21 protein-coding genes are annotated in these 22,393 nt (G+C 62.0%); 6 read left to right on the forward strand and 15 right to left on the reverse strand.

The genetic code is table 11. The features are described from left to right. The first annotated feature begins 41 nt into the window (after positions 1-41). On the forward strand, positions 42-653 hold the full coding sequence (locus FY528_RS18745) for a hypothetical protein (protein WP_149072563.1): 612 nt from the start codon (positions 42-44) through the stop codon (positions 651-653). Between the two features lie 275 nt (positions 654-928). Here the strand turns inward: FY528_RS18745 and FY528_RS18750 are convergent, their stop codons facing one another. Together FY528_RS18750 and FY528_RS18755 are read right to left on the reverse strand one after the other, a co-directional pair. Next, the gene (locus tag FY528_RS18750) at positions 929-1,678 is read right to left on the reverse strand and encodes a YqjF family protein (RefSeq protein WP_222931839.1); all 750 of its coding nucleotides are present in this window, start codon (positions 1,676-1,678) and stop codon (positions 929-931) included. Between the two features lie 675 nt (positions 1,679-2,353). Further along, positions 2,354-2,563, reverse strand: a complete 210-nt coding sequence (locus FY528_RS18755; protein WP_149072564.1) for a hypothetical protein — start codon at positions 2,561-2,563, stop codon at positions 2,354-2,356. Positions 2,564-2,903: 340 nt separating this feature from the next. Here FY528_RS18755 and FY528_RS18760 point away from each other — a divergent pair, with 340 nt between their 5' ends. The 3 genes from FY528_RS18760 (at position 2,904) to FY528_RS18770 (ending at position 5,680) form a co-directional block, all read left to right on the forward strand. Further along, a complete protein-coding gene (locus FY528_RS18760; protein WP_149072565.1) occupies positions 2,904-3,809 on the forward strand; it encodes a LysR substrate-binding domain-containing protein in 906 nt (301 codons plus the stop codon). Between the two features lie 69 nt (positions 3,810-3,878). Beyond that, positions 3,879-5,075: a threonine synthase gene (locus tag FY528_RS18765; RefSeq protein ID WP_149072566.1), complete on the forward strand. Its 1,197-nt coding sequence runs from the start codon at positions 3,879-3,881 to the stop codon at positions 5,073-5,075. Positions 5,076-5,131: 56 nt separating this feature from the next. Beyond that, entirely contained in the window at positions 5,132-5,680 is a 549-nt protein-coding gene (locus tag FY528_RS18770) for an RBBP9/YdeN family alpha/beta hydrolase (RefSeq protein WP_149072567.1), read from the forward strand. 22 nt (positions 5,681-5,702) lie between these two features. On the opposite strand, the gene FY528_RS18775 is transcribed toward FY528_RS18770, so the two are convergent. The 3 genes from FY528_RS18775 to proB all read right to left on the reverse strand — a co-directional run bounded on the left by FY528_RS18775 (position 5,703) and on the right by proB (position 9,483). Beyond that, positions 5,703-6,752 carry an alkane 1-monooxygenase gene (locus FY528_RS18775; protein WP_149072568.1) on the reverse strand — a complete coding sequence of 350 codons (1,050 nt, stop codon included), beginning with the start codon at positions 6,750-6,752 and terminating at the stop codon, positions 5,703-5,705. A gap of 129 nt (positions 6,753-6,881) precedes the next feature. Then, positions 6,882-8,126, reverse strand: a complete 1,245-nt coding sequence (locus tag FY528_RS18780; RefSeq protein ID WP_149072569.1) for a glutamate-5-semialdehyde dehydrogenase — start codon at positions 8,124-8,126, stop codon at positions 6,882-6,884. Between the two features lie 265 nt (positions 8,127-8,391). Then, the gene (proB, locus tag FY528_RS18785; protein ID WP_149072570.1) at positions 8,392-9,483 is read right to left on the reverse strand and encodes a glutamate 5-kinase; all 1,092 of its coding nucleotides are present in this window, start codon (positions 9,481-9,483) and stop codon (positions 8,392-8,394) included. Between the two features lie 137 nt (positions 9,484-9,620). On the opposite strand from proB, the gene FY528_RS18790 reads away from it, so the two are divergent. Beyond that, positions 9,621-10,619, forward strand: coding sequence for a M28 family peptidase (locus tag FY528_RS18790; RefSeq protein ID WP_262384058.1), 999 nt, complete (start codon positions 9,621-9,623; stop codon positions 10,617-10,619). A 3-nt stretch (positions 10,620-10,622) separates the two neighbouring features. Here the strand turns inward: FY528_RS18790 and FY528_RS18795 are convergent, their stop codons facing one another. Together FY528_RS18795 and FY528_RS18800 are read right to left on the reverse strand one after the other, a co-directional pair. After that, entirely contained in the window at positions 10,623-11,828 is a 1,206-nt protein-coding gene (locus FY528_RS18795; RefSeq protein ID WP_149072571.1) for a tetratricopeptide repeat protein, read from the reverse strand. Between the two features lie 42 nt (positions 11,829-11,870). Then, positions 11,871-13,244 (reverse strand): ATP-binding protein, encoded by a 1,374-nt coding sequence (locus FY528_RS18800; RefSeq protein ID WP_149072572.1) that lies wholly within the window; start codon positions 13,242-13,244, stop codon positions 11,871-11,873. A 252-nt stretch (positions 13,245-13,496) separates the two neighbouring features. On the opposite strand from FY528_RS18800, the gene FY528_RS18805 reads away from it, so the two are divergent. Next, entirely contained in the window at positions 13,497-14,879 is a 1,383-nt protein-coding gene (locus FY528_RS18805; protein WP_149072573.1) for an ammonium transporter, read from the forward strand. Positions 14,880-15,047: 168 nt separating this feature from the next. On the opposite strand, the gene FY528_RS18810 is transcribed toward FY528_RS18805, so the two are convergent. The 8 genes from FY528_RS18810 to FY528_RS18845 all read right to left on the reverse strand — a co-directional run bounded on the left by FY528_RS18810 (position 15,048) and on the right by FY528_RS18845 (position 22,273). Then, positions 15,048-15,845 (reverse strand): ZIP family metal transporter, encoded by a 798-nt coding sequence (locus FY528_RS18810; protein ID WP_149072574.1) that lies wholly within the window; start codon positions 15,843-15,845, stop codon positions 15,048-15,050. Between the two features lie 51 nt (positions 15,846-15,896). Further along, positions 15,897-16,160 carry a DUF167 domain-containing protein gene (locus FY528_RS18815; RefSeq protein WP_187632194.1) on the reverse strand — a complete coding sequence of 88 codons (264 nt, stop codon included), beginning with the start codon at positions 16,158-16,160 and terminating at the stop codon, positions 15,897-15,899. An 8-nt stretch (positions 16,161-16,168) separates the two neighbouring features. Continuing rightward, positions 16,169-16,369, reverse strand: a complete 201-nt coding sequence (locus tag FY528_RS18820; protein ID WP_149072576.1) for a hypothetical protein — start codon at positions 16,367-16,369, stop codon at positions 16,169-16,171. 130 nt (positions 16,370-16,499) lie between these two features. Beyond that, positions 16,500-17,249 carry an endonuclease III domain-containing protein gene (locus tag FY528_RS18825; RefSeq protein WP_262384059.1) on the reverse strand — a complete coding sequence of 250 codons (750 nt, stop codon included), beginning with the start codon at positions 17,247-17,249 and terminating at the stop codon, positions 16,500-16,502. Between the two features lie 84 nt (positions 17,250-17,333). Next, complete coding sequence (locus tag FY528_RS18830) at positions 17,334-18,236, reverse strand: hypothetical protein (protein ID WP_149072578.1); 903 nt, start codon at positions 18,234-18,236, stop codon at positions 17,334-17,336. A gap of 196 nt (positions 18,237-18,432) precedes the next feature. Further along, positions 18,433-18,849: a response regulator gene (locus FY528_RS18835; protein ID WP_149072579.1), complete on the reverse strand. Its 417-nt coding sequence runs from the start codon at positions 18,847-18,849 to the stop codon at positions 18,433-18,435. Between the two features lie 18 nt (positions 18,850-18,867). Next, complete coding sequence (locus FY528_RS18840; RefSeq protein WP_149072580.1) at positions 18,868-20,394, reverse strand: sensor histidine kinase; 1,527 nt, start codon at positions 20,392-20,394, stop codon at positions 18,868-18,870. A 118-nt stretch (positions 20,395-20,512) separates the two neighbouring features. After that, entirely contained in the window at positions 20,513-22,273 is a 1,761-nt protein-coding gene (locus tag FY528_RS18845) for a T9SS type B sorting domain-containing protein (RefSeq protein WP_149072581.1), read from the reverse strand. Positions 22,274-22,393: the final 120 nt, after the last annotated feature.

Below are 22,393 nucleotides of genomic sequence, written 5' to 3' on the forward strand. Positions count from 1 at the left end.
TGTGTAGGTTTAAGTGGGAATAATTACTACTTGACGAGTCCATGAAAATATTGAGCAAGCCCCGTCTAAAACTGATAATTGCGCTTATAATGCTGATCCTTCTTGGATGTGAATCCAAACCAAACGAAAGGTTTACAATTGAGCGCAGTTACAACTATACCATAAGAGCGTCAATAGGAGGCAGCTTTTTCAGTGACAACGGTTCTACTCATTTTGAGTTAAAGCCTAAGTTCTTGAGAAGAAGAAAGTTTCGTCACTTGCCGGCAAAACCAGGAGCAATAATGTATGCCTACTGCCTAACCAGCAAACATAGATTCAATAGGCAGCTAAAGAGAGATGAGGTAGTTTCGGGAGATACCACTGAGGTTGCAGTTACCAAGGCACAGGCGGATAGCCTATTTACTTTAGCCAAAGCGGTGTTCGAGACGGTATCCCTTTCAAATATTGACACAGTCTATGCTGAACCTCCTATTAACAGCTTCCAAACCGATGATACTAGTGGTATAATGCAGTTTGAAGGCAAGTATGGTAATATTGAAATCGAAATAGGTCCTTTGCATTCTTCCAAAAATAGGCAGGCCTTACCGTTCCTCGCGCTATGGGACGGATTTAGAAGATTATTTCTGGTGAAAAGCGAGCAAAAGATGAAGTGATATCTACCCACAGCAGGCGCGAGTTTAACGTAGCGCAGCTTGTGCCTCGCCATGAGGTGGCACTTATAGCTCCATTGCCATAATGCGGCAAAATTGGTAAGACGCGGCTTGAAAGTTGGCGTGGGTGGGCGAGCTGAAAGCTCGCTTCATAGTATGTCACGAGTTACGCTCCGCTAAACTCGCGCCAGTGAGGGGCCAGTTATGCCAGTTTTGGGGTTAGTAGTGATTCTATGCAACACAAACACCACGTTTGAGGAACGGCGGAAAAAGAAGCATCAGATGCGCCGCAGCTCTTCCACCCACACGTCCAGTGGGTCGGCGGCGTGCAGCAGGGGTGACCCCAGCGGCGTAGGCAGCCCGTGGCTTTCCACCAGCGTGGATTCCCAGTGGGTGAGGGTAGCCTCGCGCAATGCCCAGGGCTGATGCCAGAGCCGGCCCCGCCATAAGTCAGCCCCGTGCCGACCGGCCCGTACCGTGTGGCCCGCCGTGTAGAGGTGATACCGCTCCGTGAGGAAATAGGCTAAAGAGCCGGGGCGGGCCAGTGGCAACCGGGCTCCCGGCCGCCAGGAAGCCGTAAACGTAGCCGCTGGTTCGCCGCGGTGCGTACGCGTGGCCGTGGCGTGTAGAACTCCATCGGGCGTACGGGTAAGCTGCATACGGGCGTGCAGGTAGGGCAAGTGAAACAACGTTCGGGCGGCCCACACGCCCAGCGGCTGCGTGGCATCCAATGACAAAAACCAGACGCCCGGCACCCCGTCGAGCGTGGCGTAGGTGCGCACGTTTAACTCGTGCAACGCGCTCAGACCCGGCACGGCCGGCAAGCCCAGTGGTCGGATGTGACTCATGGTAAACGGCACCACGCCCAGCCACGCCTGTCCCTCAAACAAGTCCAGTTCCAGGCGCGGCGGCAGGTAAGGCCGCAACAGTTCCGGTGCTACCGGCCAGTGAGCAAACAGCAGGTTGCTCCAGCGCTGGCGCATCAAGGACCAGCGGGGCGGACGGAGAGCGGGCAGAAAGTCGGACAAGGGAGGAGAGGAGGAAAGAACTACGGACAGGCTGGGCTTACAACCGCGCGCCTGGCAAAAGCTCCCGCGCAGTACCTGGAATGGGTTGTCGAACTATCGAGGAGGTTACCCTGCCTACTTGCTCACTAGGCGGTGTGGACCATAAGCAAAAAACGTCAAGCAGAGTGTTCGGCTCGTCATGCAGAGCGCAGCGAAGCATCCCGCGGGTGTAGTAATCAGATGATGTAGTAATCAGGCTCCCCCCTACAACGGCCGCCAACGAGCGGCTTCGTCTCGGCTTGCTGCGCAGAATGCTCGGCAGGACGTGTTTGCTTACGGTCCACACGGCCTGGACCATGCAGCAGTTACGGGACCTGCGCTGCCGCGACGCCGCAACGCGGCTACACCTTTCGGGCTAATTATTCTGACGGATAAATTAAAAACCCGGGTTTGGGATTGGTGCGGGGCTAGCGGGGGTTCGGTGTAGCAGGAGTGCCGTCTTCGCGCCTAGAAGCCCAAGGCAGTATTCGGCCACGCCATTCTAATCGTAGCGGTAGAACTTGCTTTTGGTGTTGTGGTGAGCATGGCTCTATCAACGAGCAAGCCCGCCATTCCTCTTCTCATGTCGCTTGCAGGCGGAGAAAAAGGAACGGCGGGCACATCACCTGGCTCACCAACCAGTAAAAAGGCTATTGCCTAGAAGCTGAACATGCGCTTGCGACGGCGCAGGGTCTGCTTGCGCTTGCTCACGCGGCTCTTCTCGATGGTCTTCTTGCCAAACAGCGGCAGCTTCGCCGTGAGGGAAGAGGTAGCGGAAGGAGCTTTTTCGGGCGCGGCAGCCTGAGTAGCGTGGAGCGGAGCGGAAGCCAGCAGGGCAACAACGAGGAGGGATGCGAAAGTTTTCATAGCGTATGGAGAAGAAGTGTGAAGCGAAGAAGTGCGCTGGAGTAGTGCGCTGATTACGTCACAATATTACCGCGCATTGTTGGTTAAGTACAATCACATGATGATGTGGCAGGCCCGTCACCCACTACATGGGAAGCCGGTAAAACCGCGTTTGCAGCGCGGGATTCGTGTTTTTAGCAGTGCATTGCAGCCTTCCTTATCACCCATATTGGGTGGCTTAGGGGGTAGAGTGGGTTAGCTGGCGTAAGCACGCTGGCCACGGAATCAGGTTAGCTGCCTGGAATAGAAGCCTGGCGTCGCATTATCAGCCGCTGCTTCGGGCAAGTTGTACCTTGCAGCCATGCTTTCCCACGCCCACGAAATCTTTCTGGAAGTAGCCCGGCAACTGAGCTTTACCAAGGCCGGGCAAACGCTGTTTATGAGCCAGTCGGCGGTGAGCAAGCAAGTGAAAGCCCTGGAGGAACACTACAAAACGGGCCTGTTTGAGCGGCTCGGCAACAGCGTGGCCCTGACGGCCGCCGGGGCGCTGCTGTACCAAAAACTGCTGGCCGCCAAACAGCTGCAGCACGAGCTGCACCAGCAGTTTGCCGCGGTAAGCCCAGGCTTTGCCCCGCAGGTGCGCATGGTTATCGGAGCCAGTACCACCATTTCCCTGTACGTGATACCGCCGGTTCTCTCGGCTTACCTGCAACGCTACCCCGGCACCCAGCTCACGCTCAAAAACCGCAACAGCGAAAACATCCTCAAAGCCCTGCTGGAGCACGAAATCGACCTAGGCATCATCGAGGGGATTCACAAGGTCAGCAACGTGACCTACACGCCCTTGCTCACGGATGAAGTAGTGGCGGTCTGCTCGGCGCGCCACCCCGGGCTGCCGGAAGAGCTGGTAGCCCAGGACTTGTACCACACCCCGCTGGCTTTGCGGGAGCAGGGCTCGGGCACTCTGGCCGTGCTGGAGCAGGCCCTGGCCGAGCAGAACATCAAGCTGACGGACCTGCCGGTGAAAGTGCGGCTGGGCGGCACTGAGGCCCTGAAAAACTTTGTGCGCGTGGATACCTGCCTGGCCTTTCTGCCCCGGCAGGCCGTGATGAAAGAGCTGGCTTCGGGCGAGCTGCGGGAGGTACTTATCCAGGACCTGCGTATGGTGCGCCACTTCGATTTTGTGCAGCGCAAGGGCACCGAAAACAACCTGCCCTACAAAACCTTCGTGCAATTCACCAAGCGGTATTATTCCAAACAGGCATAGCCTATTCCATAAGGCCATTTGCGTTCGGCATACCGAACCGGAAGCTTTGCGTTTCCATTCCCTATGCACATGCAAAGCACCCTCGAAACCATCAGCCGCCTTCATGCCCTGGAGTGTTCGGTATGCCGGGCTACCTATTCCGCCACTGTCCTGCAGCGTACCTCTGCCTGCTGCGCTGCCCCCTTGCTGGCCACCTACGAGCTACACGAACCCCTTAGCCCCGCAGCGGGCATCGACTTACACGAGGGCAGCATGTGGCGCTACCGCCGCTTGCTGCCCTTGCTCGATGAGGCCAACCAGGTAAGCCTGGGCGAAGGGTTTACGCCTCTGCTGCCCCTCACCAGCCTGGCGAGCCGCTACAACCTGGCGGAATTACTGATCAAGGATGAAGGGCAGAACCCTACCGGCTCGTTTAAAGCCCGCGGCCTGAGCATGGCCATTTCCAAAGCCAAAGAGCTGGGCGTAGCAGGCTGTATTATTCCCACGGCCGGCAACGCCGGGGTGGCCATGGCCGCCTATTGCGCCAAGGGCGGCATGCGCGCCGTGGTCGTCATGCCGCGCCACACGCCCCAGGCCTTCAAGGAGGAGTGCTACTGGTATGGGGCCGAAGTACATCTGGTGGATGGCCTGATCAACGACTGCGCCGCCCGCGTGCGGGAACTCAATAGTGCGAACGAGCTGCTCGATGTTTCCACGCTGAAGGAGCCCTACCGGCTGGAAGGCAAAAAGACGATGGGATACGAGCTGGCCGAACAGCTGCGCTGGACGCTGCCCGACGTGCTCTTGTACCCGGCGGGCGGCGGCACCGGCCTGATTGGTATCTGGAAAGCCTTCCGTGAGATGCAAGCCCTGGGCTGGCTGCCCGCTGAGGTGCCGCTGCCGCGCATGGTAGCCGTGCAGGCAACGGCCTGCGCCCCGCTGTGGGCCACGTACACCGGCCAGCAGGCCAACAGCCAGCAGTACGTGGGGCGGCCGACCATTGCCAACGGCCTGGCCGTGCCGCGCCCCCTGGGCGAAGCCCTGATGCTGCAAGTGCTGCGCGAGTCCCGGGGAACAGTAGTGCCCATTGACGACCAGGGGATGCTGACCGGCATGCGCGAGCTGGCTCGCCACGAAGGCTTATTCGTGGCCCCCGAAGGAGGAGCCGTGTGGATGGCTGCCCGCAAGCTGGTGGATGCCGGCTGGATAGGCCGCCACGAGCGGATGCTACTGCTGAACACGGGCTCGGGGCAGAAGTACCTCGAAAATGTGATGGGTCAGGCCTGAGCATACCGGGCAACTGACGTCGGCCGCTTACCTTGCCGCCGCTAATCGTACCCGCTATGTCTGCTCTATCTACTGTACTGCTCCTGCCGGGCCTGGGCAACTCTGGCCCCCAACACTGGCAAACCCATTGGGAGCAGCACTACGGCTACCTGCGCGTAAACCAGCACAACTGGGACCAGCCTGCCTGCCACGACTGGGTGCACACGCTCGACCAAGCCATTGCGGCGGCCGGGCCGGAGGTAGTGGTAGTGGCCCACAGCTTAGGCTGCGCGACGGTAGCTCACTGGGCCGCCACTACGCACCGGACCATCCGGGGTGCCCTGCTGGTTGCCCCCGCCGACGTGGACCGCCCCGACTTCCCACCCGAAGTCACTGGTTTCGCGCCTATGCCACGCACACTGCTGCCGTTTCCGAGCATTGTGGTAGCCAGCATCAACGACGAGTACGTAACGCTGCCGCGGGCCCAAGCATTTGCCGAGGCCTGGGGCAGCCGTTTGGTAAACGTAGGCGCGTTGGGGCATATTAACTCAGCCTCCGATCTGGGCTTATGGCCGCAGGGGCATGCGCTACTGCGGGAGCTGGCCGGGTCCGCGCTACGGAGCTAAATGCCAGCCCGGTTCCGCACCCTTAGCTGCCTACCGGCGCCGGCACCCGCGGATTCATGACCCGAAACCAGAGCGGCGGCAGGGCCGCCAGCAGCATCATGCCGGGGTAGCCGGTGGGCATCTGAGGCGAGGCGGGCTGGTGGCGCAACGTGTGGTAAGGCCGCGAAGCCAGGTAATGATGGTCGGAGTGGCGGGTAAGCTCATAGAGCAGAATGCGGCCCAGGGCATGCTCCGAGTTCCAGGAATGATGGGGCTGCACCCGCTCGTAGGCGCCGCTGGCGGTGCGGCGGCGCTGCAAGCCATAATGCTCCACGTAGTTCACCAGCTGAAATAGCACGGCGGCCACGGCCGCTACGCTCAGCCACGCGAGCAGGCCGGCCCAGCCCAGCACCACGACAATGACCAGGCCCAGCCCCAGCTGCACCACCTGAAACTGGAGTAGCTGGTTGCTTGGCGTCCAGGGCGAGGGGGCGCCGGCTCGATGCAGCCGCGTCGCCTCCAGGTGCCAGGCCGAGCGGAACTCGCCCACCAGAGCCCGGGGCAGGAAAAGCCAGAAGGACTCGTGCAGGCGGGCAGTAGCTGGGTCCTGGGGCGTGGCCACGTGGCGGTGATGCCCCCGGTTGTGCTCGATAAAAAAGTGCAAGTACAACACGCTGGCCAGCAGTACCTGCGCCAGCCGCTGCTCCAGAGCCCGGGGGCGGTGCCCCAACTCGTGGGCCACGTTGATGCCCAGGGCCCCGCCGGCAATACCCACGCTCAAGGTTAGCCCAACTACTTCGGTGCCGGTAAGCTGAGTCTGGGTGAAAACCACCAGGTACCAGCCCAGTAAGCCCAGGTATAGCGGCACATTCAGGTAAAGCAGGCCGTCGAAGAAGGGGTGGCGGAGCGGGCCCGCCGTGGCTGGTGCCGGCTCTGGCTGCGGGTGGGGCGGCCAGGTCCATTCCAGCAGGGGAACCAAGCCAAATACGAACAGGGGGGTAAGCCACACCCACGGCCCCCGGGCCTGCAGCCCCACCGCTACGCAGACAGGTACCAGGTAAGCCAGCAAATAACGAAGGTCGGCGGGGCGCATAGGCAGCAGGAAATGGCTGCAGAAGATAAGGTAAAAATTCGGGCAGGACAATGCGCCCTTGGTGAGCAGCCCGCCGCCCCGGCTCACTTGCTACCACTGGGCTTGCTGCCAGCTTCTGCGCCAGGCCGCTTACGTAGTGCGCACCTGCCCCTGGCCGCGCACCAGCCACTTGTAGCTGGTGAGTTCCTCCAGACCCATGGGGCCGCGGGCGTGCAGCTTCTGGGTGCTGATGCCAATTTCGGCGCCCAGGCCAAACTGAGCCCCATCGGTAAAAGCCGTGGAGGCGTTGGCGTACACAGCGGCGGCGTCTACCTCGGTCAGGAACTGCTCGATGTGGGCCGCATCCTCCGAGATAATGGCCTCGCTGTGCCGGGAGCTGTGCGCGGCAATGTGCGCCAGGGCTTCCTCCAGGCTGTCTACCGTTTTTATGGCCAGCTTCAGGGACAGAAACTCGGTACCGAAGTGCGCGGGCCGGGCCTGCTCCAGCAACGCCGCTGGGTACAGCCCGCGCAGGGCCGGAAACGCCCGCTCATCGGCATACACCACTACGCCTGCCTGGGCCAGGGGTACCGTAAGCGCGGGCAGGTCTATCAGGCGCGCCTCGTGCACCAGTAGGCAGTCGAGGGCATTGCACACGCTCACGCGGCGGGTTTTGGCGTTGGCAATGATGGCGCGGCCTTTCGCTAAGTCAGCAGTTTCATCGAAGTAGGTGTGCACAATGCCGGCCCCGGTTTCAATGACTGGTATGCGGGCGTGCTGGCGTACGTAGTCAATAAGTGACTGGCTGCCGCGCGGAATCAGCACATCTACGTAGCCCACCGCCTGAAGCAAGGCTTCGGTGGCCTGGCGGTCAGGCGGCAGCAGTGAAACCGAGGCGGGATGAAGTCCGTGCCGCGTCAGCACCTTCTGAATAACGGTGCTGATGGCCTGGTTGGAGTGCGCAGCATCGGAGCCGCCCTTGAGCAGGCAGGCATTGCCGGTTTTCAGGCAGAGGGCGGCCACGTCGAAGGTGACGTTGGGGCGGGCTTCGTAGATAACGCCCACTACGCCCAGCGGCACCCGCACCTTGGAAATCTGCAGCCCATTGGCCAGTTCCTGGGCACTCAGCACCTGGCCCAGCGGAGAGGGCAGCGCCGCTACGTTGCGCATATCCTGGGCTATGCCTTCCAGCCGCGCCGCCGTCAGCTGTAGCCGGTCGTACTTGGGGTCGTCGGGCGACATCCGGGCTAGGTCCTTGGCATTCTCGGCCAGCAGGAAAGGCGTTTCCGCTACGGCGGCCGCGGCCAGATCCAGCAGTACGGCCTCGATGGCCGCCGGGGAAAGCGGCCCCAGGGTGCGGCTGGCCTGCTGGGTAGCTTGGAAGATGTCAAGCATAGGTTGAATGTGCTAATGTGAGAAATGTGCTGCGCTTCGCTAATGTGAGCAATGTGGGAAATGTGTCATGGCGAGCAGGGCGAAGCCATCCGGCCTGGGCAACGTGCCCAGCTTCGGGGTGTGACAAGCCCCTATCCTGCGCCGCCCGCGTTGGGGCTTGCTGATAGAAAGATGCGTCTGGTTTTGTCCAGGACGGATGGCTTCGCCCTGCTCGCCATGACGCGTATTATCAGCCCATTATTCACATTTCTTCCACATGAGCACATTACCCCAGCTCTGCCGTCAGGAACAGGTAGTCGTAGTGCACCAGGGGCTTCTGCTGCTGCTGGCCCAGGCGCTCCAGGGCTTTGTCGGAGCCATACTCGGCCAGGCCCAGGCCCAGGGGCTTGCCGGCCTCATCCAGGATGCGGATAATGTCGCCTTTCTGGAACGTGCCCATAATGGCCAGCACACCTACCGGCAGCAGGCTGGTAGCCTGGTGCGGGGTGAGCAGGGCCGTTTTGGCACCGGCATTAATGAGGACCGCGCCTTTGGCCGCCAGGTCAGAATGCGCAATCCACTTTTTCTTGCTGGAAGCGGTTTTATTGGGCAGGAAGTGGGTGTTGACGACCTCCCGGCGCAGCAGGCGGGGCAGTACGTTTTCGGTTTTGCCGTTGGCAATGTGCACGGAAATGCCCAGCTGCGCTACTTTATGGGCCATATGGCACTTGGTAATCATGCCACCCCGCCCGAACTGGGAACGTTGGGTGGAAACAAACGACGAGAAGCTGGTGGTAGTGGGCGCAATTTCCGGGATAAGCTCGGAAGCCGGGTCCTGAGGGTTGCCGTTGAAGATGCCATCCACGTTGCTCAGAATCAGCAGGGCATCGGCATCGAGCATAGTAGCCACCAGCCCGGCCAGCTCATCGTTGTCGGTGAACATCAGCTCCGTGACGGAAATGACGTCATTCTCATTCACGATGGGGATGATGTTGTTCTGCAGCAGGGCCCGAAAGCAGTTCTGCATGTTCAGGTAATGCTGCCGGTCACGAAAGTCTTCCTTGGTTACCAGCACCTGGGCGCAGAGCAAATCCTGCCGGGCCAGCAGCTCGGCGTAGGTAGCCAGCAGCTTCACCTGGCCCACGGCGGCCAGCACCTGCCGGCTGGTTACGGCGTCGGCTTTCTCCGAAACCTGTACCAGGCTGCGCCCCGACGCCACCGCCCCCGACGAGACAACAATAATTTCCTTGCCCTGCTTTTTCAGGTCGGCAATCTGGGCTACCAAGTGGCTGATGCGCGTCAGGTCGGGGAAGCCGTCGGCCTGCGTTAGCACGTTGGAGCCGATTTTTACGATGATGCGGTGGTAAGCAAGCGCCATACGCTGTCGATGAGGTCTGGGGCGTAAGGTAGGGCCGCCGTGGCAGTGATACCCAATCAATACTAGGTTGAGCTACAAAGTCTACCACTTATTGGCGGAAGATTCGTTGTAGTACCGCCCGCTTCTGTTTGCTGCTTATGCCTCTTCTTCCGCGCTTTTTTCAGTGGCTGTTGCTTACACCCGTGGTGTTGGTGGCTTGCGAGTCGGGTGGGGCGCAGCAACGTACTACGTCTACCAATTCTCCATCTGCCATGCAAACTGCTCCCACGCGCGCCGATACGAGCCGCCTCTATTCGGATGTTGAGTTTCTGACGTCTTTGCAACCCGCCCGCAACTATCGCAACCTGACTTCGCTCAACCAAGCCGCCGATTACATAAAGGCCGAATTCGAAAAGCTGAATGGGCGCGTGGAAGAGCAACTTTTCAAGGCGGATGGCCGGCAATATCGCAACATCATCTTCTCCCTGGGTCCGCCGGATGCTCCGCGCATTATTGTGGGCGCCCACTACGATGTGTGCGGCGACACGCCCGGGGCCGACGACAACGCCAGCGCCGTAGCGGGCCTGCTCGAAACGGCCCGCCTGCTGCATCAGTCGGGCGGCCAGCTGCGCCACCGCCTCGACTTCGTGGCCTACGCCAACGAGGAGCCGCCCTATTTTGCTACCCGCCACATGGGCAGCGCCGTGCACGCCAAGTCCCTGCACGATGCCCAGGTTGCGGTGCGAGCCATGCTGTGCTACGAAATGATTGGGTACTTCCGCGACGAGCCTGGCTCCCAGCAGTTTCCCAATGCCCAGTTAGCGGCGCTGTACCCCAATACCGGCAACTTCATTATTGTAGTGGGCCGCACCGGACAGGAGGCCTTCACGCAACGGGTGCAGAAGCTCATGCAGCCCGCCGCCGACCTGGATGTGCAGCGCATCAACCTGCCTATGGAAATGGGCCTGGCTGGTTTATCGGACCACCGTAGCTATTGGGAATATGGCTACGATGCCCTGATGATAAACGACACGGCCTTCTTACGGAACCCCAACTACCACCTAGCCTCAGACACTATTGAAACCCTGGATTTCCGTCGTATGGCCGAAGTAGTGAACGGGACGTACGCCGCGATTCTAGGGCTGCAGCAGGAGTAACCTTTAGCTGGAACGCAGGCCCAGCACCCACACGTACACCAGCGTGCCGCCCAGAAACGCCAGGAACAGCACGCCGCTTCTGGGAAGCATCAGCGCTTCCGCAGCTACAGCCAGCGCCCCCACGGCCGCCAGCCCCCAGCCAAACCAGCGCGACTGTTGGCGCCGCTTGGAATGCCACTGGCGCTGGGTGCCCACCAGTGGGAACAGCAGGCCCAGCCCCACAATACCAGCAGTGGTGAGCGGGAGCAGCCGGCCGAAATGGCCAATTGCCAACATTCCCAGGCCGCCCAGCAGCAAACCCATAAACTGGTTGGAGTCGCGGGTGGCCTGCTCGCTCAGAGCAAAGCGGCCGTAGCGGTTCAGGCGCAACAGGGAGTTGAACAGGGGCTCGGCAAACCAGCTCATGTACACTATCACCAGGTACAGCGGCAGCAGCACCGGCACAAAGCGCGACAACACAAACATGCCGATAAATAAGCCCTGACGCATGCTTGGGCTCAGCGTCTGCGTCCAAACGGTGAAGCGGTAAAACCAGTTGTACACCCAGAATCGAGCTTTCAGCGACGCCACCAGCCCTTCACGGGCATAGTCGGAAGTGGGGGTAAGGCGCAGCGCTTCCTGGAAGTGGCCGGAGGCTTCTTTGGCGCGGCCGCGCTCCAGGGCCACCCAGCCCAGGTCGGCGTGGGTACCGGCGTCGGAGGGGCTTTGGCGCAAGGCTTCGTCGAGGTCGGCGGCGGCTTCGTCGCGGCGGCCCAGGCGCGCCAGGCACCGGGCCCGTAAGCCCAAGCAGTCCACGTGAACGGGGTCGGCGGCCAGCCCGGCTTCGGCTGCCCGCAGCGCGGCGTGCAGCTGCCCCTGCTGAAACCGAATCAACCCCAGCACATGGTGGTAGTCGGCATCCTCGGGGTCCAGGGCCAGGGCTTCTTCAATGGCTTGCAGGGCCAAGGGCAGCTCGTGCTGGCGCTGCAGGGCAGCACTCAGCACGTAGAAGGCAAAGCTGCTTTCGGGCGAGAGGTGAATAGCGTGCTGGGCCGCTTCCTGGGCCTGGGGAAGCTGGCCTTGCTCCATCAGCGCCAGGGCCAGCAGACATTGCAGGTAGCCGTTTTCCGGGTCTTGGTGGAGCAGCCGCCGTGCTTCCCGCTCCGCATCCTGCGGGCGTTTGTGCTGGAGCAGGAGCTGAACTCGGTTGAAGGCTTGGTAGGATTCCATAGATGATGCCGCTGAAAAACCGCTGGAAAGGGCGAAATCCGATTATTTCTTAATTCCCAGGTACGTCAGGATGTCGTCGTAGGTGCCGCCTTCGTTGGAGTACAGGGCGTAGTTTTTGGCGGTGGCAAACCACTCCTTGGTGCTGGGGCGTACCTGCTTGGCGGCGGCCAGCAGGTTGCTTTGCTGCACGGGCAGCGCCTTCCCGGCCTTCATCGACTCGCGCAGGCAGCTCTCCACCGCCAGGTCGACTACAGCCTGTAGGTCGGCACCCGAGAAGCCGGCCGTTTGGGCGGCCAGGGCCGCCAGGTTCAGGCCGGGCGCCACGGGCTTGCCGCGCAGCAGCACGTCCAGAATGGCCACGCGGGCGGGCTCGTCGGGGGGCGTCACCAGCACAATGCGGTCGAAGCGGCCGGGGCGCCGGAAAGCGGGGTCGAGGTGCCAGGGGGCGTTAGTGGCGGCCAGAATCAGCACGCCGTCGTTGGAGCTGCGGGCCCCGTCCAGCTCTTCCAGAAACTGGTTGATGAGGGTGCGGCCCGCGCTCTGGCGCAGGTCGTGGCGGTTGGCGGCCAGGGCATCTACCTCGTCAAAAAACAGTACGCACGGAGCCTGCACGCGGGCCAGCTCAAACAAGTCGTGGAGCTTTTGCTCGCTCTGGCCCATCCACATATCCAGAATGTCGTTGATGCCGACGTGGATAAACGAGGCTTTTACTTCCCCGGCCGTGGCACGGGCCAAGTAGGTTTTGCCGCAGCCCGGGGGGCCGTACAGCAGCAGCCCGCCCCCAGCAGCCTTGCCGTAGGCTTTGTACAGGTCGGGGAACTGCAGGGGGTGCACCATTTTCAGGTTGATTTCCTCCTTTACTGCGTCCATGCCCCCCACGTCCGAAAAGTTGATTTGCGGCTTTTCCAGCCCCGCAAACAAGGCCCGCTCGTCCAGCCCCGCCGCCGATACGCTGGCTTGGTACTCGGCGGGGGCGCCTCCACCGGCGGGCTGAGCGGCCGGTCGCAAGCCCAGCAGGCCTTCCAGCTCCGCATCGCGCAAAGAGGTGTCCAAGTGAAGGGCAGTTTGGTAGGCCGTGCGCGCTTCCTGGGGCGGGCCGCCTGCCTGGGCCAGCAGGCGCGCGTGCAGCAGATGAGCGGCAGCCTGATCGGGGTGGGCGCGGAGCAGCTCTTCCAGTACTACCAAAGCCGCCGAGGTTTTCTGCAGAGCCGCGTAGGTTTTGGCTAGCCCCAGCTGCAGCTCGGCGTCGTCCGGGGCCTGGCGCAGACCCATGCGATAGTGTTCCTCGGCCTCCGCCAGCCGGCCGGCGTCCCGCAGCAGGGCCGCCACGTGCCGGCGCAGGGGCACGTTGTCGGGCGAAAAAGATAAGGCGTCGAGCAGGGGTTGTAAATCGGAGGAATTCAGCGGCGCGGCCATAGCAATGCAGAAAGTAGATCGATAAGCAAGCTACGCACTACGGCCACACGGCACCAGCTTCGCGGGTAGAATGTGTTTTTGGGGAAGAAGCCGTATTATTTGATAGGCCTGAAAAATACGAGGGGTGCATGAGAATTTATTTGGTTTTCGGTAGAAAGTGTAGATAAACAAAAGGGGTATTTTGGAAATGTGGCCATCATTTTTAGATTGGGCCATCAAAAAACTAACCAGGGGTAAAACTGCTGCATCTCTATGAGCCCGACTACTTCTTCGCGCCTTCCCGTTTCCCGGCTGCTGCTGCTGGGGCTGTTTCTGGCCGCGCTGGCTGCCGCTTTTATCGAATTGCCCCACCCCGCCGCGGTGGCTGGCTCCCTTAATAGCGCCGATATTGCCTGGATGCTCACGGCTACCGCCTTTGTGCTGATTATGACGCCGGGGCTGTCGTTTTTCTACGGGGGCATGGTGCGGCCCAAAAACGTTATCAGCACCATGCTGCAAAGCTTCGTGGCCCTGGGCATCATCACCATTGTGTTCTACTTCGTGGGCTTCTCGCTGGCCTACGGCGACTCCTGGCATGGTATCATCGGCAATCCGCTCACCTTTGCCATGCTGCGCAACGTGGGTACCGCGCCCAATCCGGCGTTTGCGGCTACCATTCCGTTTATCCTCTACTTCGCCTTCCAGCTGAAGTTTGCCATCATCACCCCGGCCCTGATTACGGGTTCGTTTGCCGAGCGGGTACGCTTTAAGGGTTACCTGGCGTTTATGGTGCTGTTTTGCCTGTTCATCTACTGCCCGCTGGCGCACTGGACCTGGCACCCCGAGGGCTTCCTGCGCAAGTGGGGCGTGCTCGACTTTGCCGGGGGCACCGTAGTGCACATCTCGGCGGGCATAGCTTCGCTGGCGGGCGCGCTGGTGCTGGGCCGCCGCACTACGCACCTGCGCAATACGTCTTTCTCTACGCCCAACGTGCCGTATGTGCTGCTGGGCACGGGCCTGCTGTGGTTTGGCTGGTTTGGCTTCAACGCCGGCTCGGCGCTGGGTGCCAATGAGCTGGCCGCCCAATCCTTTGTAAACACCAACCTGGCTTCGGCCGCGGCCCTCATTGCCTGGCTGCTGGTAGAGGTGGCCCGGGGCGGTAAGCCCACCGCAGTAGGTGCCTGCACCGGGGCAGTAGTGGGGCTGGTAGCCATTACGCCTGCTGCCGGGTACGTGAGCTACGGCCAAAGCGTGCTGTTTGGGGTAGTAGGGGCCCTGGTGAGCCACGCCGCCGTGCACTGGCAGAACAAGCGCACTACCATCGACGACACCCTCGACGTGTTTCCCTGCCACGGCCTGGGCGGCATTGTGGGCATGCTCCTCACGGGAGTTTTCGCCGACAAGGTGGGGCTTATCCATGGCACCTTCACTACTTTCGGCTACCACGTGCTGGGTCTGCTGATTGTGGTAACGTATTCCTTCGTGGGCTCCTGGCTGCTGCTCAAGCTCACCGGCCGCTTCTTTGCTTTGCGCGTGAAAAACCACGAAGAAGAGCTGGGCCTCGACCTAAGCCAGCACGAGGAGTCAACCTACCACGTGGATGAGGAATTTGAGAAAACATACCGGCGCGCCGTGCTGGAACCACTACCCGTCTGACCGAAACAGGCTGCTCTTCCTCCGGAAAGGGTAGCCCTAGAGGGGGGAATCTGACGGCATAACGCCGGAGCTACTGCTAGCTCCGGCGTTTTTCGTGGCAGGCACTTTCATGTTTTGATTTAGCGCAACCCTCCCCACCCAGCATCATATACTTTAACCTCTAACCTCTCATTCCCCCATCTTGCTCAGGTAAAAGGAAACCAGGAAGCCCAGCACGGTGATGAGGCCGGTGAAATTGTGGGCCACCTCGAAAGCCTCGGGAATCATGGTGTCGGCAATCATGGCCAGTACGGCGCCGGCGGCTACGGCGGTGGTAGCGGCCACGATGTAGGGCGGGAAATGACTGAACACGGAATAGCCTACAAGGGACGCTACGCCCGAAACCAGGGCAATGCCCCCCCACAGCAAAAGCACGTACCGCGCCGGGCGCCCCGCTTTTTTCATGCCGGCGGCGCTGCTTAGCCCCTCAGGCAAGTTGGAAAGAAAAATGGCGACTACGGCTACCGTACTCACCGCGCCCCCGGCCAGCAAGCTAAGCCCGATGACAATGCTTTCCGGAATGCCGTCGAGGAGGGCGCCCACGGCCAGGGCCATGCCGTTATCGTCGCCGGGGGTGTTGCCTTCCGTCGCGCCGGCCTGCACATCCTGCCGCTCGGCCGCCTGCTGATGGCCCGAGCGTTTGCGGTGCTTCGCTCCGTAGCGCGCCAGCAGCCAGTTGGCGAAGGTGTAGCCCGCGGCGCCGCCCAAAAAGCCTACCGCCGCCGAGTAAAACCCGCCTTTGGTATAAGCATCTTCCATCAGCTCCAGGGAAAGCGTGGAAATCAGCACGCCGCTGCCAAAAGCCATGATGGCGGCCACTACCCGCTGCGGCACCTGGAAAAAGTAGCCGATGCCCGCGCCCAACAGCAGCGCCGAGCCCGAAACTAGGCCCCAGAAACCGGCCAGCATCCACGTAGGAAACGTCATAAGCAGTAGAAGTAGCAAGGGGAAGGGTAGGAGGCCAGTACGCGCAAGCCACTAGACTTGATGCTTGGCCAAGGTGGTGCGTAGCGCTTCGTCCGTGAGGGCAGTTACTTGCACTTTCTTATAGGGAGCTGTGTGGCCCGCCATCAGCACTACGCTCGATTTGGGAACGGCGAATAACTTCGCCAGAAAGGCCAGCAGGCAGTCATTGGCTTTGCCATCCTGGGCGGGGGCCTGCAGGCGCACTGTCACGGTGCCATCGGCGGCCACCAGCAGCTCCGTGCGCCGTGCCCCGGGCTTGGCTTTTAGATGCAGCACGGCCACGGCTAGGCAGGGTCGTTGTAGGCGTCATACACATTCCAGGCCCAAATCAGGAAAGGCACCACTATCGTCCAGGCCAGAAAAATGCCCAGGGCGCCTCCCACAGCCCAGATGAGAAAGGCCTTCAGAATCTGGCCTTTGATAAGCTGGCCGAGGCCAGGCACGAAGATGGACAGCAAGGCCGGTAAGCCGTAGGTTGGTTTCATAGGGTGATGAGGTGAGTAGTAGGCGGTGTGTAGTTGAAAAATATGGCAACTGTACAGGCGTGTCAGCAAAAAAACACACAACCACTTGCGCGTTGAGCAATGGTAGTTTTTTCTTCTCACTTCTCACTTCTCACTTCTCACTTCTCACCCGTAGCTGGCCCACGGGACAAAGGTCGAGCACCACGCAGCGGCCGCAGGCCGGCGTATGGAAATAGCAGCACTTCTGCCCATGAAACATGAGCGCCTCGTGGTGGTCGTACACCTGCTGGGCATCCCAGTCGGGCGGGAGCAGGGTCGCCAGGAGCTTGTGGGCGAGCTTCTCGTCTACTTTCGGCCCGATAAGCCCCAACCGCTGCGCCACCCGGTGATGGTGACTATCGACGGGCATGGCCGGGATGCGGAGCGAGCTGAAAAGCAGGGTGGCTGCGCTGGTTTTGGGGCCTACGCCGGGCAGCTTTTCCAGCCAGGCCCGCGCCTCGTCTACCGGCAGCTCGGCCAGAAAAGCCAGGTCGCAAGGGCCCCCGCAGCGCTGACTTACCTCGCGCAGCACATGCTGAATGCGCGGGGCTTTCTGCTCGGGCCAGGTGCAGGCGCTGATGGCCAGCTGCACCTCGGCGGTGGGGGCGTCGCGCACGGCATCCCAGGTAGGAAAATGGGCGCGCAGCTGCTGGTAGGCTCGGTGGGAATCCTGGTTGCGGGTACGGTGCGAAAGCAGGGCGCTGATCAGCTCACTGAGCGGGTCTTTGGTGCTGAAAAAGCGGAACGGGGCCCCGTACTCGGCGCACAGCCGCGCGTGCACCAGTAGGGCCTTGGCCTGATGCTCGGCAAACTCAGGGTCGAAAGAAAGGGAAGAAGGCGGCACGGAGTTGCTTACGCGCAAGCGCCCGGTGCAGGTTGCTTGCCCGAAAACAAAACAGCGCAGCCTGGGGCAGGCTGCGCTGAGAAAAAGAAGCTGCAAACAGGGCTACTGCTGCGCGTTGTAGAGGGAAATGGCTTGTTTGATGTTGCGCTGCTGCTTGCCCTGGAGCACCAGCGGCACAATCAGCAGGGCGGGGGCGGCATATACCAGGGGCGAAATAGCCGAGCCCGTGTTGGTACCAGTCAGCGACGACAGCAGGCCGGCGGCCATCAACCCTCCTGCGCCAATATAGCTGAGCGTGATGGCCGTGCGGGAGCGGCGGGCCTGGTCCAGCAGACTGCGGGCCCCGGGGTTGTCGGCGGTGGCAATGCTCAGGTTGCGCAGGTTCAGGTCCTGGACCGGGCCATTGTCTTTGCTGAAGTACTCCGTTTTCACGGTGCGGTAGCCACCGCCGTAGGGGTAGCCCATGCCCCCGTAGCCGAAGCGCCCGTAGCCAAAGGGGCTGCCGCCCATGTTGTTGTACTGGGTGGTGGTGATGGAATACAAGCTGATGCGGCCCGTCCGGTCGCGGCGTAGGGTGCTTTCGCGGGAGGAGCCGGGCAGGTTGGTGCGCACGTAGAAGCCCGTTTCGTCTTCGTAGTAGCGCACATCGGTTAGCTCGAGGCGGCGCTGCCCGTCCAGCAGCAGGTAGTTGCGGCCCAGCAGGGGCTGGCGGGTTTCCACGTCATACGCCTGCACTTCCTGGCCCGATTTCAAACCCACTCGAAACCGGGTGGCCTGAGCGGGGGGGAGGTTGCTGGGTTGAGGGCGGGCAGAGGGTACCTGCTCGGCCACGGGGGCCGGGGCCGGCGTGGGCTCGGCCGCGCGGGCCGGGGCTGCGGCGGGCTGGCGCACCGAGTCGGGCAGGGCGGGCGGAGCGTTAAGCTGACGGGGACCGTCCTGAGCCAGGCCCCGGGTGGCGGCGCCCGTCGTGAGCAGCGCCAGGGTAAGCAGTAGGGGGAAGCGCATAGGAAGAAAAGCAAGGAATAATCCCGCCCCACGCGGAGCCGGGAATGCAAGACTAAAACTAGAAAGGAGAGAATAAAATTCGCGTGAAGGTTGCGCGGCAGTAGTTTCTCCTCTTGCGGGCTGCATTGGCTAAACGAAAAAGCGGAAGAAACCGTCTGTCTCTCCCGCTTTGCGTGATTAGAAAAGCCGTGCCTGCCTATTTCAGCAGCGTTTCCAGCAGGCTCATGCTGTCTACCAGGTCGCGGCTGGTTTCAAAGTCCAGGGGCTTGATGATGTAGCCCGTCACGCCCAGGTTCTGGGCACTGAGGCGGTCAACATCCATGGATGAGGTAGTGATAACGAACAGCGGAATGCTGGCCAGGTGCGGGTACAGGTTGCGCTCAGCCAGAAACTCGTGCCCATTCATCTTGGGCATGTTCAAATCCAGCAGAATTACTTCCGGCAGCGGGTCCATGGCTTCTACGCCATTGCGGCCCAAGAGCAGGTCCAGGGCTTCCAGACCGTTGAAGGCCGTTTGCAGACGGTGCGGAACACTGAATTTTTCGAAGGATTTCTGCACGGTCATCGTGTCAAAGAAATCATCTTCCACAAGTAAAACGGAACGGTCGGGCATACAGGGGCAGCAAGAAGATCAGGTACCGGCAGGGGCGGGCTCCGGGGAAGTGGGCAGCGCCTGCTTCGGCCACGTAAAGATAAAGGCTGCGCCCTGCCCCGCCGCCGATTCTACCCGAATACTGCCTTTCTGCTCGTCAATTATTTTTTTAACGATGCTCAGACCGATGCCCGTGCTTTCGGCCGTGTGCCGGTCGCGCAGGGTCTGAAACATGAGGAAGATTTTCTGGTGGTACTCCGGGGCTATGCCGGGGCCGTCGTCGGCCACGGTAAACTCGTAGTGCTTTTTCAGCTCCCGGCAACTCACGGTGAGCGTGCCCCCGCCCTTGTGGTGGTACTTCACGGCGTTGCCGATCAGGTTGGTAAACACCTGCTGCAGGCTCAGCCGGTCGGTTACGAGGCGGGGCAGCGCATCGGGCAGGCGCACCTGAAAATCGGGGGGCACCACCATGTCCGTCACCTCATCTACCAGCTCGGCCACGTCTACCGGCTCCAGCTTCTGCTCGGTGCGGCCAATGCGGGCGTAAGCCAGCAGCCCGTTGATGAGGTCCTCAAGCCGCACCAGGCGGCCTTTCATCATGTCCAGGTACTGGCGCATCTTCTCCGACAGCTCCCCCGACAGTTCATCCTCAATCCACTTCACCACCGTCATCACCCCGCGCAGGGGCGCTTTCAGGTCGTGGGAGGCTACGTAGGCAAACTGGTCGAGCTCCTGGTTGCGGTTTTCCAGGGCCCCGAAGGTTTCGGATAACTGGCGCGTCATGCGGTTGAGGGAGCCGGCGAGGCGGCCCAGGTTGTCGCGCTCCTCATCCTTGATTTTCACGGAATAGTCGCCCAGCACCACCTGCTCCGCCAGGTGCTCAATGATGCTGATGCGCCGGGCTACTTCGTCGTTTACCTGTTGCAGCTCCTGTTGCAGGGCGGCGTTGGCGGCCAGCTCCTGCCGGATGCGGCTTAGCAGCCAGCCCACAATCAGGAACGCGAGAATAGCCGATATAACCAGGGCAATAGGTGTGGTCTGGGCGTAAAACTCCTGATTTCGGTCGCGCTCCGCCAGCAGATTGTCTTCCGAGTACTTGATGCGGCCAATCAGAGCGCGAATGTATTCCAGGCGCTCCTGGTTGCGGCGGATCATGTCGCGGGCGGTAGGGGCGGAGGCGCTGCGGTCGGTCCACATGCGCAGGTCGCGGGTGTCGGCGTCGAGGGCCCGGCGCAGCGTATCCAGGCGCTGCTGCTGCCGGGGATTGTCGCGGGTGAGGTCGCGCAGAATGGTGTACTGCCGGTTGAGGTCCTGCTCGGCCACCTCAAACTGCGGCAGGTAGGTGGTGTCGTTGAGCAGCAGGTAGTTCCGCACACTGCCCTGGGCGTCGCGCACGTTGGTGCGCAGATCGGAGGTAGCCTGCAGCACCTGGTAGGTGTGCTGCACCTGCTGGGTGTAGTAGGCCAGGCGCTGGTTGCTGTAGTAAGCCACAAACGTGGTGAGCAGCAGCACGCCCAGCGCAATGCCGAAGCCCAGCAGGATTTTGGTATTCAGATTCAGGCGCATAGGCTGCAAACCTACGGGTTTCCGGCCAAGGGGCCAGCCTGGCGCAAGCGGCGTAGCTCGAGGGTATCGGGCGGGGCCGCCTGCGCGGGTACTTCACCCAGCCCGCGGTCCGGGGCCCCTAGCGCAGCACTTCCACCCAGCCGCGGTAGGTGCGCCGGTAGCGCGCATCCAGCACGTGGTAGTAGTAGAGACCGGGGGCCACGCCCGGCCCGGGCCAGGTATTCTGGTAGTCGGCGCGGGCGTATACCTGCCGGCCCCACCGGTCGTAGAGGCGCAGTCCCAGCGGGCGTTGGATGAGGCCTTGGACGACGAAGAAGTCATTGCGCCCATCGGCATTTGCCGTAACAACGTTGGGAATCTGCAGGGGGGCGCAATCCTGGGTCCGAACGAGCACCGTAGCCGTGGCCTGGCCGCAGGCTGTGGTCACCAGCACCGGCACCAGCCCGGCCCGGGTAGTGGTGTAAGTAAGCGCCTGGCTGCCGTCGGGCCAGGTGTAGGTGGTGCCGGGCGGGGGCGCGGGCAGGCGCAGCATCAGGGGTTCGGCGGCACACATGAGCGTATCGGCGGGCAGGGGCGGCAGCACTGGCCGGGTGCCGGCCAGCACCAGCACACTGTCCTGTACGGGGCAGCCCGCGGCGGTGGTAGCCGTAAGCCGGTACCAGCCCGGCTGGTACACGGAGCGGGTGGCACCGGTTGGGCCGTCGGCCCAGCGGTAGTCGGTAAAGCCAGCGGCCGCCGTGAGCGTAGAGGCGCTGCCGGGACACAGCGCGGCGGCGGGGGCGGGCAGCAGGCGCAGGTCCGCTGGCTGGCGGGTTACTACTACGGTATCCTGCACAGTACCGCAGCCAAAGTCGGCCGCCACGATGTAGCGGCCCGGCTCGGTGACGGTGATGGTGCGGGTGGTTTGGCCCGTGCTCCAGCGGTAGGCGGCAAAGCCGGCCGAGGCCGTGAGCGTGAGCGAGCTGCCGGCCTGCGGGCACAGCTGGCGGTCGGGGCCGGCGCTGAGGGTAAGCTCCGCCGGCGGCACGGCCACCACCGACACGTCGTCGATGGCGTAGCGGCAGGAAGAGACGGTCGGCTCGGTTGGCCGGGGCAGCAGGCGGCGCATCGTGGTTTGCTCAGTGGGGCGGAAGTTACCCAGGGTCAGGTACTGCTCGCCGCCCTGGGCCACGAAGGTGCCGGTAATGGGCACGTAGTTGACGGTATCGGTGAGCAGCTGGCCCCGGGCCAGCCCGGCCTGGGCCGGGTAGCCAATCAGGTTGGTGCCATCCGCGTGGTAGATGGCCTCCCGCGAAACGTAGGCGCTCAGTCCGTCGGAAGCCACGGGGGGCTCTGGGTGTAAGCCGAGGCCCGTCAGGCCCAGCAGCCGGGCGTAGAAGGTGATGCGGTAGGTACAGCCGGCCTGCAGCGGGGCCAGCAGCTTGGCCTGGGCGTAGGCGTGGTCCTTGTCGTAGGTGGCGTTGCTGCCCGGTACGTATTCCCCATTAACGTATATATAGATGTAGCCCTCTCCCGAGTGGGGCTGAAACCAGGGCCGGGGCGGAGCCGGCCATAAAGGGAGTACATTACAACGCAACAAGTGGCCTACTGTTCGATGCAGCCGCTGCCAGCCCGGCGAGCCGGTGCCGTAACCCAAGTCACCGGGTTGAGTGCCAAAATACCGCATCCCATCCCCTGCGTTACCGGCATGGTCCTTCCCGCAAAGGACAGCTTCTTCGAAGCCGGGATTAGGTACCAGGTTCTGGGCCCGCAGGTTCAGGCAGCAGAGGCAACCAGCCAGCAGCAGCATGCTCCGCCACTGGAGCAGCCAGTGCCTGGAGCGGCAGGTGCCGGGATACGCCTCCGGCCGGAGCCGGGAGGCGTAAATAACGGAGTTCATGGCGGGCTAGCGGGTTTTCAGCAGCCGGCCGGTTTCCAGCCGGTCAGTGAGCAGGTGGTAGTAATAAACACCCGGGGGCAGGCCCGTAACGTCCAACGCCAGCTCCTGCTCGCCGGCCTC

It is taken from the genome of Hymenobacter lutimineralis, assembly GCF_008271285.1.
Lineage (GTDB): Bacteria > Bacteroidota > Bacteroidia > Cytophagales > Hymenobacteraceae > Hymenobacter > Hymenobacter lutimineralis.

Coding starts and splice junctions, on each gene's coding strand:
- FY528_RS18820 (WP_149072576.1), bottom strand. CDS start 16,369: ATGAAACCAACCTACGGCTTACCGGCCTTGCTGTCCATCTTCGTGCCT.
- FY528_RS18770 (WP_149072567.1), top strand. CDS start 5,132: ATGTCTGCTCTATCTACTGTACTGCTCCTGCCGGGCCTGGGCAACTCT.
- FY528_RS18840 (WP_149072580.1), bottom strand. CDS start 20,394: ATGCGCCTGAATCTGAATACCAAAATCCTGCTGGGCTTCGGCATTGCG.
- FY528_RS18775 (WP_149072568.1), bottom strand. CDS start 6,752: ATGCGCCCCGCCGACCTTCGTTATTTGCTGGCTTACCTGGTACCTGTC.
- FY528_RS18755 (WP_149072564.1), bottom strand. CDS start 2,563: ATGAAAACTTTCGCATCCCTCCTCGTTGTTGCCCTGCTGGCTTCCGCT.
- FY528_RS18765 (WP_149072566.1), top strand. CDS start 3,879: ATGCAAAGCACCCTCGAAACCATCAGCCGCCTTCATGCCCTGGAGTGT.
- FY528_RS18795 (WP_149072571.1), bottom strand. CDS start 11,828: ATGGAATCCTACCAAGCCTTCAACCGAGTTCAGCTCCTGCTCCAGCAC.
- FY528_RS18845 (WP_149072581.1), bottom strand. CDS start 22,273: ATGAACTCCGTTATTTACGCCTCCCGGCTCCGGCCGGAGGCGTATCCC.
- FY528_RS18745 (WP_149072563.1), top strand. CDS start 42: ATGAAAATATTGAGCAAGCCCCGTCTAAAACTGATAATTGCGCTTATA.
- FY528_RS18780 (WP_149072569.1), bottom strand. CDS start 8,126: ATGCTTGACATCTTCCAAGCTACCCAGCAGGCCAGCCGCACCCTGGGG.
- FY528_RS18835 (WP_149072579.1), bottom strand. CDS start 18,849: ATGCCCGACCGTTCCGTTTTACTTGTGGAAGATGATTTCTTTGACACG.
- FY528_RS18805 (WP_149072573.1), top strand. CDS start 13,497: ATGAGCCCGACTACTTCTTCGCGCCTTCCCGTTTCCCGGCTGCTGCTG.
- proB (WP_149072570.1), bottom strand. CDS start 9,483: ATGGCGCTTGCTTACCACCGCATCATCGTAAAAATCGGCTCCAACGTG.
- FY528_RS18810 (WP_149072574.1), bottom strand. CDS start 15,845: ATGACGTTTCCTACGTGGATGCTGGCCGGTTTCTGGGGCCTAGTTTCG.
- FY528_RS18800 (WP_149072572.1), bottom strand. CDS start 13,244: ATGGCCGCGCCGCTGAATTCCTCCGATTTACAACCCCTGCTCGACGCC.
- FY528_RS18830 (WP_149072578.1), bottom strand. CDS start 18,236: ATGCGCTTCCCCCTACTGCTTACCCTGGCGCTGCTCACGACGGGCGCC.
- FY528_RS18760 (WP_149072565.1), top strand. CDS start 2,904: ATGCTTTCCCACGCCCACGAAATCTTTCTGGAAGTAGCCCGGCAACTG.
- FY528_RS18790 (WP_262384058.1), top strand. CDS start 9,621: ATGCCTCTTCTTCCGCGCTTTTTTCAGTGGCTGTTGCTTACACCCGTG.